This is a genomic window from Enterobacter sp. CCUG 70166 (assembly GCF_020224095.1).
Classification (GTDB): Bacteria; Pseudomonadota; Gammaproteobacteria; order Enterobacterales; family Enterobacteriaceae; genus Enterobacter; species Enterobacter intestinihominis.
The window spans coordinates 1-15,610 of record NZ_NRIQ01000037.1; the positions used below are offsets into that span (position 1 = coordinate 1).

Sequence of the window (15,610 nt, forward strand, 5' to 3'; positions counted from 1 at the left end):
TACTGGGTTGTCATCGGTTACTCCTTACGCCTTTTCAACCTGAACGAGGTTTGTGTGGGATGGGTTGCCCTTCGCCAGCGGCGATGGACGCTGCGTAGTGAGAACGTTGATGCAGCCCGCCTGATCGATACGGTTCGCATCCGGGTTATACCAGGCCCCTTCCCCCAGCGCGACAACGCCAGGCATCATGCGCGGAGTCACTTTAGCTTCGATATGCACTTCGCCACGTCCGTTGAAGATACGTACGCGATCGCCATTACTGATGCCGCGCGCTTTCGCATCCATCGGGTTGATCCACATCTCCTGTCGGCAGGCCGCTTTCAGAACGTCAACGTTGCCGTAGGTGGAGTGAACACGCGCTTTGTAGTGGAAACCGGTTAACTGAAGTGGGAATTTCTCCGTCAGCGGATCGTTGTAGTTTTCGAAGCCAGGCGTATAGATCGGCAGCGGATCGATAACGTCCCCTTCCGGCAATTCCCACGTTGCGGCAATTTTTGCCAGCTCTTCGGAGTAGATCTCGATTTTGCCCGACGGCGTGGTCAGCGGATTGGCCTGCGGATCGTCGCGGAAGGCTTTATACGCCACGTGATGCCCTTCCGGATCGCGCTGCTTGTACATGCCCTGCTTGCGGAAGGTATCGAAGTCCGGCAGGTCTGGAATGGCTTTGCGTGAGAGCTCGTGCAGATGGCGCATCCACTCTTCCTGAGTACGCCCCTCTGTGAACTGCTGCTCAACGCCAAGACGTTTCGCCAGCTCGGACGTCATCTCATAGATAGTTTTGCACTCGAAGCGCGGTTTGATGGCCTGGTCTGTGAAGATCACATAGGACATGTTGCCGCAGGAGGCGTCCAGCGCGAAATCCATCTGCTCAGAGGCGGTGCAGTCTGGGAGCAGAATATCGGCATACTTCGCCGATGAGGTCATATGGCAGTCGATCACCACAATCATTTCGCACTTCTTGTCGTCCTGCAAAATTTCATGGGTGCGGTTGATTTCAGAGTGCTGGTTGATCAGGCAGTTACCGGCATAGTTCCAGATCATTTTGATCGGCACATCCAGCTTATCTTTGCCCCGAACACCGTCGCGTAGCGCGGTCATTTCCGGGCCGCGCTCGATCGCGTCCGTCCACATAAACATGGAGATGCTGGTCTGAACCGGGTTATCCAGCGTTGGCATACGTTCAAACGGTACTTCATACGAGCCTTCACGCGCCCCGCTATTACCGCCGTGAATGCCGACGTTGCCAGTCAGAATCGAGAGCATAGAAATAGCGCGGGTGGCAATTTCGCCGTTCGCGTGACGCTGCGGTCCCCAGCCCTGGCTGATATAAGCCGGTTTTGCTGAACCAATTTCACGGGCCAGCTGAACAATACGTTCGACTGGAATGCCGGTGATGGTGGATGCCCACTCAGGGGTTTTCGCTACCCCGTCGCTGCCCTGACCAAGAATATACGCTTTGTAATGCCCGTTAGCCGGTGCGCTGGCTGGCAGCGTCTTCTCGTCATAGCCGACGCAGTATTTATCAAGGAACGGCTGATCGACGAGGTTTTCAGTGATCATCACATACGCCAGCGCATTGACCAGCGCCGCATCGGTACCAGGGCGGATAGGGATCCACTCGTCTTCTCGCCCCGCGCCGGTATCGGTGTAGCGCGGATCGACGATGATCATACGTGCGTTGGATTTGGCGCGCGCCTGCTCAAGATAATAGGTTACCCCACCGCCGCTCATACGCGTTTCGCCCGGGTTGTTGCCGAACAATACCACCAGCTTGCTGTTTTCTATATCCGACGGGCTGTTACCGTCTGCCCAGCCGCCATAGGTGTAGTTCAGGCCCGCGGCAATCTGTGCGGAAGAGTAGTCGCCATAATGGTTGAGATAGCCGCCGCAGCAGTTCATCAGGCGCGCTACCAGCGTTTTACCCGGCGGCCAGGAGCGGGTCATGGTGCCGCCCAGCGTCCCGGTGCCATAGTTCAGGTAGATGGATTCGTTGCCGTATTCTTTGATCAGGCGCTGCATGTTGGTCGCGATAATATCGTAGGCTTCGTCCCAGCTAATGCGCTCGAACTTCCCTTCCCCACGCTTACCGACACGCTTCATCGGATATTTCAGACGATCCGGGTTATAAACGCGACGGCGCATTGAGCGGCCACGCAGACAGGCACGAACCTGGTGTAACCCTTCGTAGTTATCATCGCCGGTATTGTCGGTTTCAACGTATTTGATTTCACCGTCCACAACATGCATACGCAGGGGACAACGGCTACCACAGTTAACGGTACAGGCACTCCACACCACTTTTTCCGGGGCTGAAGCGGGAGACAGAGCCTCCGCCGCCGACGCCAGACGGGTAAAAGGAAGCGTAAAGGCGCTGCTGGCAACCGCCAGACCACCTATTGCCGTGGTTTTCATCAACCCACGGCGAGTGACCTCGGCAGCCATTAACGCTTCAGGCGCTTTGATTTTCATAAAGACTCACTTTGGTTGCTCACAAAGAAAAGAGAGGCGGCGCATACCGCTATGTAGTTTTATATATAACGAATTCCTTCGTTACAGGTGTTTTATGCTAACTTTCGTTCGGAGGAGTATTACTACTTTAGAGGGAGGGAATATTGCGTCGTATCAAATCAAAGATATAAAAAAAGCGCCCTGAGGCGCTTTTTTGTTTTGCAGCAAAATTTTAGCCGATGAACTGCTGGCCTTTCATGTAAGGACGCAGCACCTCAGGGATCTCAATACGACCATCTGCCTGCTGGTAGTTCTCCAGCACGGCAACCAGCGTACGGCCAACCGCCAGACCAGAACCGTTCAGGGTATGAACCAGACGGGTCTTCTTGTCGGACTTGCTGCGGCAACGCGCCTGCATACGACGCGCCTGGAAATCCCAGACGTTAGAGCAAGAGGAGATTTCACGGTAGGTGTTTTGCGCAGGCACCCAGACTTCGAGGTCGAAGGTTTTGCAGGCGCCGAAGCCCATGTCACCAGTGCACAGCGCCATACGGCGGTATGGCAGCCCCAGCAGCTCCAGCACTTTCTCTGCGTGACCTGTCATCTCTTCCAGCGCGTCCATAGACTCTTCCGGACGAACGATCTGCACCATCTCAACTTTATCGAACTGGTGCATACGGATCAGACCGCGCGTATCACGACCGTAAGAACCGGCTTCAGAACGGAAACATGGAGAGTGCGCAGTCAGTTTGATTGGCAGATCGTCTTCGTCGATGATCTCATCACGCACGAGGTTGGTCAGCGGCACTTCCGCGGTTGGGATCAGCGCGTAGTTGCTGCTGTCAGCTTCTTCGTCCAGCGGACGGGTATGGAACAGATCGCCGGCAAATTTCGGCAGCTGGCCTGTACCGTACAGCGTATCGTGGTTAACCAGATACGGAACGTAGGTTTCGCTGTAGCCATGCTGCTCGGTGTGCAGATCCAGCATAAACTGTGCCAGCGCGCGGTGCAGGTGAGCAATCTGACCTTTCATTACCACGAAACGAGAACCGGTCAGCTTAACCGCAGCCGCAAAGTCCAGGCCCGCGTGCATTTCGCCCAGCGTCACGTGATCGCGCACCTCGAAGTCAAACTCGCGAGGCGTACCCCAGCGTTTCACTTCAACGTTGTCGTTTTCGTCTTTGCCGACAGGGACGCTGTCGTCAGGAATGTTCGGGATCGCCAGAGCGATATCACGAATTTCAGCCTGAAGAACGTCCAGTTCAGCTTTCGCCTGATCCAGCTCTTCACCCAGTTTGTTCACTTCCAGGCGTAATGGCTCAATATCTTCCCCGCGCGCTTTCGCCTGGCCAATGGATTTCGATCGAGAATTACGCTCTGCCTGCAGATTTTCTGTTTGTACCTGCAAAACTTTACGACGCTCTTCAAGAGCGCGCAGCTTATCTACATCCAGCTTAAAGCCCCGGCGTGCCAGTTTTTCAGCGACTGCGTCTGGCTCATTACGCAGCAGATTGGGATCGAGCATGCTTATCCTGTGCTTATCGAATTAAAAGAGGAAAAAGTGACCACAGCCTGCAGCCACAGAGATATATTGCCAACATTACCGCAACGATTGAACTAACGGTAGCGTTTTATAGGGCTATTTTGATCCTGTCCGGCAAGCCAGGCGAGCTTTTCGCCAATCTTACCCTCAAGACCTCTGTTTGTGGGGTGATAATAGCGGGTTTGTGCCATCTCCTGCGGGAAATACTCTTCCCCGGCGGCGTAGGCGTTGGGTTCGTCATGGGCGTAGCGATACTCCTGCCCGTAACCCATCTCTTTCATCAATTTGGTAGGCGCATTGCGCAGATGAACCGGCACATCGTAGTCCGGACGTTCACGAGCATCCGACATCGCCGCTTTGAAGGCGGTATACACCGCGTTACTTTTCGGTGCGCAAGCCAGATAGACAATTGCCTGCGCAATGGCACGCTCGCCCTCCGCAGGCCCGACGCGGGTAAAGCAGTCCCAGGCGGAAATAGCGACCTGCATGGCGCGTGGATCGGCATTACCGACATCTTCTGACGCAATCGCCAGGCAGCGACGCGCGACATATAACGGATCGCCACCGGCGGTGATGATACGCGCATACCAGTAGAGCGCCGCATCCGGAGCGCTGCCGCGCACGGACTTATGTAAAGCAGAGATGAGGTCGTAAAAACGATCGCCTTTATTATCGAAGCGCGCGCTACGCTCACCGGCAATTTCGGTGAGCAGTTCAGGCTTTAATACGCGCTTGCCCGCATCGTCCACTTCGGCCATATCGACCATCATTTCGAGCGTGTTCAACGCACGACGGGCATCACCGTTAACCAGTTCGGCGATAGCAAGACGCGTCTCGTCCGGCAGAACGATATCCTGCCCGCCGTAACCACGCGCGTTGTCCTCCATCGCCTGCGTCAGAACTTTTTCGATATCTTCCGTGGTCAGCGATTTAAGCAGATACACGCGCGCCCGGGAGAGCAGCGCAGAGTTCAGTTCAAACGACGGGTTTTCCGTGGTGGCGCCGATAAAGAAAATCGTACCGTCTTCAATGTGCGGCAGAAAGGCGTCCTGCTGGCTCTTGTTGAAGCGGTGAACTTCGTCGACAAACAGAATGGTGCGACGTCCGGCATTGCGGTTTTGTCGCGCCCGCTCGATCGCCTCGCGGATCTCTTTCACCCCCGACGTGACCGCCGAGATGCGCTCAACGTCCGCGTTGGCATAGCGGGCGATCACTTCAGCGAGCGTGGTTTTTCCGGTGCCGGGTGGCCCCCAGAGGATCATGGAGTGCAGATGCCCCGCCTCAATAGCGCGCGGCAAGGGTTTCCCCGCAGCCAGCAGATGTTGCTGACCGATGTACTGCGCTAAATTTTCTGGCCGCATACGGGCGGCCAGAGGTTGAAACGCATTATCTGAAAAATCGAGCGACAGGTTGCTCACTCATGCCTCTTACTTATTGCGTTGATCGTCCACCATTACGCCCTGCGGCGGGGTAAAGGTGAATTTCGATGCATCAATGGCGCCGTTTTGCTGAGACTTCAACTGATAGCTGCTGCGCTGATCGTCCTGCTCAACCGCGCCGAACTGATTGATGGTACCGTTGCTGCTCACGTTAATGGTGAACTGCTTCAGATTACCGTTGCTGCCTTTTGGCGTAAGGACGAACTCATCACCGTTTTGTTTGATGTTGTACTGCTGCCAGTCGCTGGACTGGTTACGGGCAATGAGCATAAACGGCGTATTGCTGGTCGCGTCTTTTAGCCAGGTGGCGGTCGCCTGCTCAACAAACGGATTGTAGAACCATAGGGTTTTACCGTCAGACACCAGAACGCTTTCATCCGGCTGGGTCATGTGCCAGTTGAACAGATTTGGGCGTTTCACCCACAAATCTCCCTGGCCTTCCTGCACCGCGTTGCCGCTGCCGTCAGTCACTTTTTGCGTGAAGCTGGCGTGGAAACTGCTCACTTTATCCAGTCGGCTTTTAAGGTCGCTGGCTGCATCAGCCCAGACGCTGCTGGCAACAAAACTGGAGAGTAATGCACAGGCGATGGCGATTTTTTTCATTGTTATTCCTTAAAATACGTCTTCCCGATATGGGGGTTCCGTTTCTATTCTGTACCTGCCCGAAGGCAGGCGACAGAAGAATATGCTTAATTTTTGCTGATTTACCCTTCTTTGCAATCGCTGAAGATTACTCAAAAGGCGGTGGCGCCAGCACCTCACGGTTACCGTTGTGCCCCTGTTCGCTCACGATGCCCTGGGCTTCCATCTGCTCAATGATACGCGCCGCGCGGTTGTAACCGATACGGAACTGGCGCTGCACGCCGGAGATGGACGCTTTGCGTTTTTCGGTGACGAAATTAACCGCCTGGTCGAATAACGGATCCAGCTCTTCGCCGCCGTCAAAACCACCGCCGCCACCTTCGTTTTCGCTGTCAGAGGTGATGCCGTCAACATATTGCGGTCGCCCGCGCGCTTTCCAGTCCTGCACAACCGCGTGCACTTCCTGGTCGCGAACAAACGCACCGTGAACACGCACAGGCGAGGTGGAGTTCGGCCCGGAATAGAGCATATCACCCATCCCCAGCAGCGACTCTGCTCCGCCCTGGTCAAGGATAGTACGGGAGTCAATTTTACTCGACACGGTAAACGCGATACGGGTCGGGATGTTTGCCTTAATAAGACCGGTGATTACATCCACGGACGGACGCTGCGTTGCCAGTACCAGGTGGATGCCCGCCGCACGCGCTTTCTGTGCCAGACGCGCAATCAGCTCTTCCACTTTCTTGCCAACGGTCATCATCAGGTCGGCAAATTCATCCACCAGCACCACGATGTAAGGCAGTTTTTCCAGCACCGGATGCTGGGCATCCATGCTGTCACCCGGCTTCCAGTATGGGTCCGGAATCGGACGGCCCATACGCGCCGCCTCGGCGATTTTCTCGTTATAACCGGCCAGGTTACGCACGCCCAGCGCCGACATCAGCTTGTAGCGACGCTCCATTTCATTGACGCTCCAGCGTAATGCGTTGGCGGCGTCCTTCATGTCGGTAACCACTTCCGTTAACAGATGCGGAATGCCTTCGTAGACGGACAGTTCGAGCATTTTTGGGTCGATCATGATGAAACGCACGTCTTCAGGCTGCGCTTTGTAGAGCATACTGAGGATCATGGCGTTCACACCGACCGATTTACCCGAGCCTGTTGTACCCGCAACCAGCAGGTGCGGCATCTTCGCGAGATCGGCAACCACCGGATCGCCGGCGATATCTTTACCCAGCACCACGGTCAGCGGGGACGGGTTGTCGCGGAATTTGGTGTTATCCAGAACTTCACGCAGATAAACGGTCTGGCGTTTCTTGTTTGGCAGCTCAAGGCCAACGTAAGGCTTGCCTGGGATCACTTCCACCACACGTACCGCCACGGTGGACAGAGAACGCGCCAGGTCGCGGGAGAGGTTAGAAATACGCGCCGCTTTTACGCCCGGTGCCAGGTTCAGTTCGAAACGGGTGATCACCGGGCCCGGTGAGTAGTTCACCACGTCCGCTTTAATGCGGAAGTCAGCCAGACGCGCTTCCACCAGACGGGCCATCTGCTCAAGGGCAAAGGTATCCACCGGCTCGACTTCCGCTGGCGGTGGCGTTAACAGATCCAGCGACGGTAGCGGCGTACTTGGTCGTTGCAGCGGTCGGCTGTCTCCGTTACGCATCAGCAGCGGGTGAATCAGGCTCTCCTGCGGCTGTGGTGCTGGCTGCTGGAACTGTGGCTGAGGCGGTTGAGAAGGTATCTGCGGCTGCGCATACGCCTGCGGCGCCGGCTGTTGCGGCTGCACATAAGCCTGTGGTGCAGGCGGCTGACGCACCGGCTCCGCTTCCGGCATTACGCTCGGCGTGAACAGCGGTTCGCTTGGGCCATCATCCACCAGATCTTTCATTGGTGAGAATTCGAAATCCGACAGCGAGAACGGGTTTGCCCCCGAAGGTTGCTCACCGGAATAACGCTGCTGCTGCGTTGCTGCAAACTGGCGCGCCAGCTCCGCTTCGGCCGCATCATCGTCGTCCTGCTGTGAAGGCACGTGATGCTGTGAAGGCACGTCATGCTGATACTCTTCGCCGTAACGCTGATTCTGCTGGGCAGCAAACTGACGCGCCAGCTCATCCTGATGCAGTTCGTCGGCATCATCTTCGTAGTCGGACTCACGGGCTTTTTCTTCCGCCATACGCTGGGAAGGCAATTTAATGCCATAAGAGGCCAGCTCCCGGCGAGTCGGTACGCGCACGCGGTTAGGGCGCGGCAGCTGTGGACCAATGCCCTCTTTCACCTGAGGACGCGGGGCGCTGTCGGCTGCCGGGCTGAATAGCGGAGCGGACGCGGCAGCGGCTGCCGTTGCCTGCTTCACGGCTTCTGCACCCGACGCAACGGCTGGCGTAGGTTCTACAGGTGGAACGCTGACCGAAGGCGCTTTTGCAACAGGCTCCTGCACCGGCTCGGGCACGGGCTGATACCAGGCGGCAAGCTGCTCGCGCTCACGGGCGCGGCGCTCTTCCACTTCTTCAAAATAGTATAATGGCGGACGGGATGGCTTCGCTTCCTCCACCACTTCGGGTTCAGACACCGGTGCAACGTATGGCTGTTCAGGTACAGCGGGTTCGGGCGTATAAGCCTGATACGGTTGTTGCGGCACGCTGGCAGGCTCAGGCGGCTGATACGGTTGCTGCCACTGTTCCTGCTGCACAGGAATATAACTTTCAGGCTCAGGCGCAATGGTCGGTTCAGGCGTATGGACGCCTGGCGCAGTCTGCCAGTCTACCTGCGGTTGCTGGATCGCGGACTCCGGTGCCGGAACAGGCGAGGACGGCATCACGGCTTCAACAGGCGCAACATGGGCCTGAGCAGCCGTCGTTGCGGCAGCAGCAGCGGCTACCGGTTCAGTCACGGAGTGGCCATTCAGCAGCGGATCGTATTCGTCATACTCTCCCGGCGTCGCTCGATGGCCAGAGAACAGTACGTCATCAGGTTCGACGGCCGCACCGCGATACTCAATCTGCTCGTCTTCATCCATACGTTTGCCGGAGAACAGCGCGGCATCCGTTTTACGGCCTAACGGGTTAGCAAATTTTTCAGCGACGCGCTGGCGGCGCGCCAGAGCACCGCGCAGAATACGCGCGCGGCGAGATTCACGCCGCTGTACAGGCGCCTCGTCTTCCTCTTCGTACTCATCTTCATACTCGTCTTCATCGACCCACGTATCGTCACGACGGGTACGGTTGCTGGCGAACGTCAGCAGCGTCAGAATAAAGCTGCCGATCTTCTCAGCAATGCTCACCCAGGACCAGCCGGTAAACAGCGTCAGGCCCGCCGCCCAGATACAGAGCAGCGCCAGCGTGCCGCCGCTGCTATGAAGCATCGGTTGCAGCGCGGAGCTCAACAGGCTGCCGATCACCCCGCCGGAGGCGAAGTACCAGATATCATCAGCGTTGATCGCCGCCAGCCCACAGGAGGTGAGGATCAGCGCCAGGGCGCCAATCAGGCGCAGCGAAACGGCAAAATAATCGATGTAGTCGTCGTTCTGTCGATGACGCCAGGCAAACCAGCATCCGCCAATAATGATGACGGGAAGGGTATAAGCCATCACTCCGAAAATGAAAAAGAGCGTGTCCGCAAGCCAGGCACCGGGAACGCCACCTAAGTTATGAATAGGCTCATGCCATGCGGTTTGCGACCAGCTGGGATCTGAGGGGTTGAAACTGAGTAAGGCGGCCATCAGCCAGACGGCAAAAAGGGCAATAACAATCAGTAACGCCTCGAGGAGACGACGTCCGCTGCTTAGCTTAGATAATGTGACTTCTTTGTCTTCAGTGTATTCCTGGCTCAAGAAAGGCTCTCCAGGTATCAGGCATGTCCTGCCTGTGTGCTAAAACGGACAACAGCGCCGGGTATCCCCGGCACTGTTGCTGTATGGATTAACAGGAGTGTAATCAAACTACACTGATTTTGCACCTGTTCCGTGTTAGCGCGTCTTAATAACCAGACGATTGCTCTGTTTGACCTCTTCCATCACCACATAAGTACGGGTGTCGTTCACGCCTGGCAGACGCAGCAGGGTTTCACCCAGCAGCTTACGGTAGGCGGACATATCAGGCACACGGGTTTTTAACAGGTAGTCAAAATCACCGGAAACCAGATGACACTCTTGAATTTCTTCAAGTTTTTGTACAGCGGCGTTAAATTGCTCAAACACATCCGGCGCACCACGATTCAGAGTAATCTCAACAAATACCAGAAGTGAGGCATCCAGATAATGCGGGTTTAGCAGAGCCGTATAGCCCTGAATAAAACCCTGTCTTTCCAGTCGACGCACACGCTCAAGGCACGGCGTCGGGGAAAGTCCCACACGTTTTGAAAGCTCGACGTTGGAAATACGCCCATCCTTTTGCAATTCATTAAGAATGTTACGATCGATACGGTCGAGATCTTTGCCAGGGCGCTTCTTGCTATCTACCATTATTATTGTCTCTCTGTATTCCTTCCCTACTCCTGCCTGGACCCTGTGCACATCACTGTTCAGAGCCTGCACCCGTTATTCATCACATCGCCTGGTTATGTATTAGACGCGATGTGGATTCGGGTTCTGCGGTAAGAAGACCGTTGCCCGAAAGCAGTCACAGACATCACGTATGGCGTCTGTCCACACCATGCGTAGATTTCACTGACCCGGTAAAAATGGCATTTACGTGCATGTCTATTCGACATGCAGTTCATGCGTCTTTTTTTCTTCCTTGAATGTTTTCGCAAAAGCGCAGGGGATTGTCAAAGCAAAACATCGATTTTTAGTACAAGATGCCGGATATTCATTACGGGGGGGTATTAATCATCATTTTATTGCCTTATAAACGCGCGATTTTCAGTAGCAGACGTGATATGACCGTGTCTGATCCATAGGGCGTGACTATTGCATATATCGGAAGCAAAACTGTCGTGCTCTTTTTTTACGGCAACAAATTCCCTACAATCCAGCCCATTGCCTGCCAACAACAATGGGGATCTCATGGGCACGACCAAACACAGTAAGCTGCTAATCCTTGGTTCTGGACCTGCGGGATATACCGCAGCGGTCTATGCTGCACGCGCTAACCTGCAACCGGTACTGATTACCGGGATGGAAAAAGGCGGTCAGCTGACCACCACCACGGAAGTGGAAAACTGGCCGGGCGACCCGAACGACCTGACCGGGCCGCTGCTGATGGAGCGCATGCACGAGCATGCTGCTAAATTCGAAACCGAAATCCTGTTCGACCACATTAATAAAGTGGATTTGCAGAACCGTCCGTTCCGTCTGACCGGCGACAGCGGTGAATACACCTGCGATGCGCTGATCATCGCTACCGGTGCCTCTGCCCGTTATCTCGGTCTGCCGTCTGAAGAAGCATTCAAAGGGCGCGGCGTATCAGCCTGCGCGACCTGCGATGGTTTCTTCTATCGCAACCAGAAAGTTGCGGTGATTGGCGGCGGCAACACCGCTGTGGAAGAAGCGTTGTATCTGGCGAACATCGCCTCAGAAGTACACCTGATCCACCGTCGCGACACCTTCCGCGCCGAGAAGATCCTGATCAAACGCCTGATGGATAAAGTGGCGAGCGGCAACATTGTGCTGCATACCAACCGTACGCTGGAAGAAGTGACCGGCGATCAGATGGGTGTGGCAGGTCTGCGAATTCGTGATACGCAGAACACCGACACCGTCGAAACGCTGGAGGTGGCAGGCCTGTTTGTGGCAATCGGTCACAGCCCGAACACGGCCATTTTCGAAGGCCAACTTGAGCTGGAGAACGGCTACATCAAAGTGCAGTCTGGCATTCACGGCAATGCGACGCAGACCAGCATCCCAGGCGTCTTCGCGGCTGGCGACGTGATGGACCATATTTATCGTCAGGCGATCACCTCTGCGGGCACCGGCTGTATGGCCGCGCTGGACGCAGAACGCTATCTGGACGGACTGGCAGAACAAGGTAAATAATCTTTACAAGTCAGTAACAAACGTAAATAAAGGCGGCCACTGGTCGCCTTTATTTTTGCTCACGTGTAACATGCAGATGTCTAATTTCTTATAACGTCACCTGCAAAGTACGCAATGGAAAAAACCCGTCAACAAGAGTTAACGCGCTGGCTGAAACAGCAAAGCGTTCTGTCCCGCCGCTGGCTTATGATCTCCCGCGTTCTGGGATTTATCAGCGGTCTGTTGATTGTTGCCCAGGCATGGCTGCTGGCCCGCATTCTCAATCATATGATCATGGAGAGCATCCCGCGCGAAGCGCTGCTGCTGCCGTTTATCGTTCTGGTGCTGGTTATCGTCCTGCGTGCGTGGGTGGTCTGGCTGCGCGAGCGGGTTGGGTTCCATGCCGGCCAGCACATCCGCTATGAGATCCGCCGCAAAGTGCTCGACCGGCTTTCGGAAGCCGGGCCTGCGTGGATCCAGGGCAAACCGGCCGGTAGCTGGGCGACGCTGATCCTTGAGCAAATCGACGATATGCACGATTACTATGCGCGTTATCTTCCACAGATGGCGCTGGCAGTGTTTGTGCCTCTGATGATTGTTATCGCCATCTTCCCTGTTAACTGGGTAGCGGCTCTGATCCTGATGGGGACCGCCCCGCTCATCCCGCTGTTTATGGCGATGGTCGGCATGGGCGCGGCAGATGCCAACCGTCGCAACTTCCTTGCGCTGGGTCGGTTGAGCGGTCATTTCCTGGACCGTCTGCGCGGAATGGAAACCCTGCGGATCTTTGGTCGTGGTGAAGCGGAAACCGAAAACATTCGCCTGGCGTCGCAGGATTTTCGTCAGCGCACCATGGAAGTGTTGCGCATGGCCTTCCTTTCTTCCGGCGTGCTCGAGTTCTTTACCTCCCTGTCGATTGCGCTGGTGGCGGTTTACTTTGGCTTCTCCTACCTCGGCGCGCTGGACTTTGGCCACTACGGTACGGCGGTCACGCTTTCCGCCGGGTTCCTGGCGCTGATCCTGGCCCCGGAATTTTTCCAGCCGCTTCGCGATCTCGGCACCTTTTACCATGCCAAAGCGCAGGCGGTGGGTGCTGCCGACAGCCTGAAAACCTTTATGGAAACGCCGCTGGCACATCCGGAGCGTGGTGAGGTGACGCTGAATACGAACGATCCGGTGACCATTGAAGCACAGGATTTTTCTGTTCTGTCGCCTGAAGGCAAAGTGCTGGCCGGCCCGCTGAACTTTACCCTGCCTGCCGGGCAACGTGTGGTGCTGGTGGGTACCAGCGGCTCAGGTAAAAGCTCATTGTTGAATGCGCTGTCAGGTTTTATGGCGTACACCGGATCGCTGCGTATCAACAAAACGGAGCTGCGCGAGCTCGATCCTGATGCCTGGCGTAAACAGCTAAGCTGGGTGGGTCAAAACCCTCAGCTGCCTGCCCCGACGCTGCGCGAGAATGTGCTGCTGGCAAGGCCGGATGCGCGTGACGATGAGCTGCAATCGGTCCTCGACCGCGCCTGGGTCAGCGAGTTTTTGCCGCTGCTTGCGCAGGGTGTCGATACCCTCATTGGCGATCAGTCTGCCGGGCTGTCAGTGGGCCAGGCACAGCGCGTCGCGGTTGCCCGTGCGCTGCTGAACCCCTGTTCGTTAATGCTGCTGGACGAACCCGCCGCCAGCCTGGACGCTCACAGCGAGCAGCGCGTGATGGATGCGCTTAACGCAGCCTCACGCCAGCAAACTACCCTGATGGTGACCCACCAGCTGGAAGGTATTGCCGACTGGGATCAGATCTGGGTGATGGAAAACGGACACATTGTTGAGCAAGGCGATTACGCCGCGCTTGTTGCCGCGCAGGGGCCCTTTGCGACCCTGCTGGCGAACCGTCAGGAGGATATCTGATGCGCGCCCTGCTTCCCTATCTTGCTTTGTATAAACGCCACAAATGGATGCTGACGCTCGGGATCGTACTGGCGATTATCACTCTGCTCGCCAGCATTGGCCTGCTTACGCTTTCTGGCTGGTTCCTCTCCGCGTCTGCGGCCGCAGGCTTTGCCGGGCTATACAGCTTTAACTACATGCTGCCTGCCGCCGGGGTGCGCGGCACGGCGATTACGCGAACTGCCGGGCGCTACTTCGAACGCCTGGTCAGCCACGACGCGACCTTCCGCGTGCTGCAACACCTGCGTATTTATACGTTCAGCAAATTGCTGCCCCTCTCCCCTGCCGGGCTGGCACGTTTTCGGCAGGGCGAATTACTCAACCGCGTAGTTGCGGATGTGGATACGCTGGATCACCTCTATCTGCGCGTCATCTCGCCCATGGTGGGCGCGTTTGTGGTGATTGTCGTGGTCACGCTGGGGTTGAGTTTCCTGGATGTTCCCATCGCACTGACGCTCGGCGGCATCATGCTGATGACGCTGATCATTCTGCCGCCCCTGTTTTATCGTGCAGGTAAAACCACCGGGGAAAACCTGACGCGTCTGCGCGGGGAATACCGCCAGCAGCTCACCTCCTGGTTGCAGGGTCAGGCCGAGCTCACCATTTTTGGTGCCAGCAAGCGCTACCGCACCCGTATGGAAAATACGGAACTGAACTGGCATGAAGCCCAGCGTCGCCAGTCTGAACTGACCGCGTTTTCTCAGGCGCTGATGATGTTAATCGGTGGGTTTGCCGTTATCGCCATGCTCTGGATGGCCTCCGGTGGCGTGGGCGGTAACCCGCAGCCTGGCCCGCTGATTGCGCTGTTTGTTTTCTGTGCCCTGGCAGCCTTCGAAGCCTTAGCCCCGGTCACCGGCGCCTTTCAGCATCTCGGCCAGGTGATTGCCTCTGCGCTGCGCATTACGGATATTGCAGAGCAGGAGCCGGAAGTGAAGTTCAGCGCGGGTCAAACCGCTGTGCCGGAGCAGGTCGCGCTGACGCTCAGCAACGTCACCTTCGCCTACGACAAGCAGGCGCAAAACGCGCTGGAAGACATCAGCCTTTCTGTTGATGCCGGGCAGCGCATTGCGATCCTTGGCCGTACGGGATGTGGCAAATCGACGCTTCTGCAACTCCTCACGCGCGCCTGGGACCCGCAGCAGGGCGAGATTCGGTTTAACGACCTTCCGCTGTCTGATTATAGCGAAGCGGCCTTGCGTAAAACGGTCAGCGTCGTGCCCCAGCGTGTGCACCTGTTCAGCGCTACGCTGCGCGATAATCTTCTTCTGGCGGCACCGGACGCCTCTGACGATACGCTGCGGGCGATGCTGGAACAGGTTGGGCTGCACAAGCTGCTTGAGGACGACGGGTTGAACAGCTGGCTGGGTGAAGGGGGCCGACAGCTTTCCGGCGGCGAACTGCGTCGTCTGGCCATTGCGCGCGCCTTGCTGCACGATGCGCCGCTGATGTTGCTGGATGAACCGACAGAAGGTCTGGATGCGACAACCGAGAGTCAAATTCTTGATTTACTGACAAAGGTGATGAAAGGCAAAACCGTGCTGATGGTCACTCACCGCCTGCGTGGGCTGGTGAATTTCGATCGAATAATTGTGATGGACAACGGACACATAATTGAGCAAGGTAATCACGCAGAGCTGCTGGCAAAACAGGGTCGCTACTACCAGTTTAAACAGCGCCTGTAGACTATATTTGTAGCGTCCTCTC

The 15,610-nt window shown here is 56.4% G+C and carries 9 protein-coding genes; 3 read left to right on the forward strand and 6 right to left on the reverse strand.

What is annotated here, in order from left to right; translation table 11 throughout:
* Window positions 1-24: 24 nt before the first annotated feature.
* The 6 genes from dmsA to lrp form a co-directional block, all read right to left on the reverse strand.
* Complete coding sequence (gene dmsA / locus CKK19_RS16965; protein WP_023299718.1) at window positions 25-2,469, reverse strand: dimethylsulfoxide reductase subunit A; 2,445 nt, start codon at window positions 2,467-2,469, stop codon at window positions 25-27.
* A gap of 211 nt (window positions 2,470-2,680) precedes the next feature.
* A complete protein-coding gene (gene serS, locus CKK19_RS16970; protein WP_003858266.1) occupies window positions 2,681-3,973 on the reverse strand; it encodes a serine--tRNA ligase in 1,293 nt (430 codons plus the stop codon).
* A 92-nt stretch (window positions 3,974-4,065) separates the two neighbouring features.
* Window positions 4,066-5,409, reverse strand: a complete 1,344-nt coding sequence (rarA, locus tag CKK19_RS16975) for a replication-associated recombination protein RarA (protein ID WP_063853952.1) — start codon at window positions 5,407-5,409, stop codon at window positions 4,066-4,068.
* Window positions 5,410-5,418: 9 nt separating this feature from the next.
* Window positions 5,419-6,033, reverse strand: coding sequence for an outer membrane lipoprotein chaperone LolA (lolA, locus tag CKK19_RS16980; RefSeq protein WP_063853951.1), 615 nt, complete (start codon window positions 6,031-6,033; stop codon window positions 5,419-5,421).
* 127 nt (window positions 6,034-6,160) lie between these two features.
* On the reverse strand, window positions 6,161-9,844 hold the full coding sequence (locus CKK19_RS16985) for a DNA translocase FtsK 4TM domain-containing protein (RefSeq protein WP_063853950.1): 3,684 nt from the start codon (window positions 9,842-9,844) through the stop codon (window positions 6,161-6,163).
* 135 nt (window positions 9,845-9,979) lie between these two features.
* Window positions 9,980-10,474 (reverse strand): leucine-responsive transcriptional regulator Lrp, encoded by a 495-nt coding sequence (gene lrp, locus CKK19_RS16990; RefSeq protein WP_000228469.1) that lies wholly within the window; start codon window positions 10,472-10,474, stop codon window positions 9,980-9,982.
* Between the two features lie 543 nt (window positions 10,475-11,017).
* On the opposite strand from lrp, the gene trxB reads away from it, so the two are divergent.
* The 3 genes from trxB (at window position 11,018) to cydC (ending at window position 15,588) form a co-directional block, all read left to right on the forward strand.
* The gene (gene trxB, locus CKK19_RS16995) at window positions 11,018-11,986 is read left to right on the forward strand and encodes a thioredoxin-disulfide reductase (RefSeq protein WP_022647616.1); all 969 of its coding nucleotides are present in this window, start codon (window positions 11,018-11,020) and stop codon (window positions 11,984-11,986) included.
* A 114-nt stretch (window positions 11,987-12,100) separates the two neighbouring features.
* Entirely contained in the window at window positions 12,101-13,867 is a 1,767-nt protein-coding gene (cydD, locus tag CKK19_RS17000) for a heme ABC transporter permease/ATP-binding protein CydD (protein WP_063841435.1), read from the forward strand.
* Complete coding sequence (cydC, locus tag CKK19_RS17005) at window positions 13,867-15,588, forward strand: heme ABC transporter ATP-binding protein/permease CydC (protein ID WP_048966912.1); 1,722 nt, start codon at window positions 13,867-13,869, stop codon at window positions 15,586-15,588. Before cydD ends, cydC begins: the two co-directional genes overlap by 1 nt.
* Window positions 15,589-15,610: the final 22 nt, after the last annotated feature.

Coding starts and splice junctions, on each gene's coding strand:
- dmsA (WP_023299718.1), bottom strand. CDS start 2,469: ATGAAAATCAAAGCGCCTGAAGCGTTAATGGCTGCCGAGGTCACTCGC.
- serS (WP_003858266.1), bottom strand. CDS start 3,973: ATGCTCGATCCCAATCTGCTGCGTAATGAGCCAGACGCAGTCGCTGAA.
- lolA (WP_063853951.1), bottom strand. CDS start 6,033: ATGAAAAAAATCGCCATCGCCTGTGCATTACTCTCCAGTTTTGTTGCC.
- lrp (WP_000228469.1), bottom strand. CDS start 10,474: ATGGTAGATAGCAAGAAGCGCCCTGGCAAAGATCTCGACCGTATCGAT.
- trxB (WP_022647616.1), top strand. CDS start 11,018: ATGGGCACGACCAAACACAGTAAGCTGCTAATCCTTGGTTCTGGACCT.
- cydD (WP_063841435.1), top strand. CDS start 12,101: ATGGAAAAAACCCGTCAACAAGAGTTAACGCGCTGGCTGAAACAGCAA.
- cydC (WP_048966912.1), top strand. CDS start 13,867: ATGCGCGCCCTGCTTCCCTATCTTGCTTTGTATAAACGCCACAAATGG.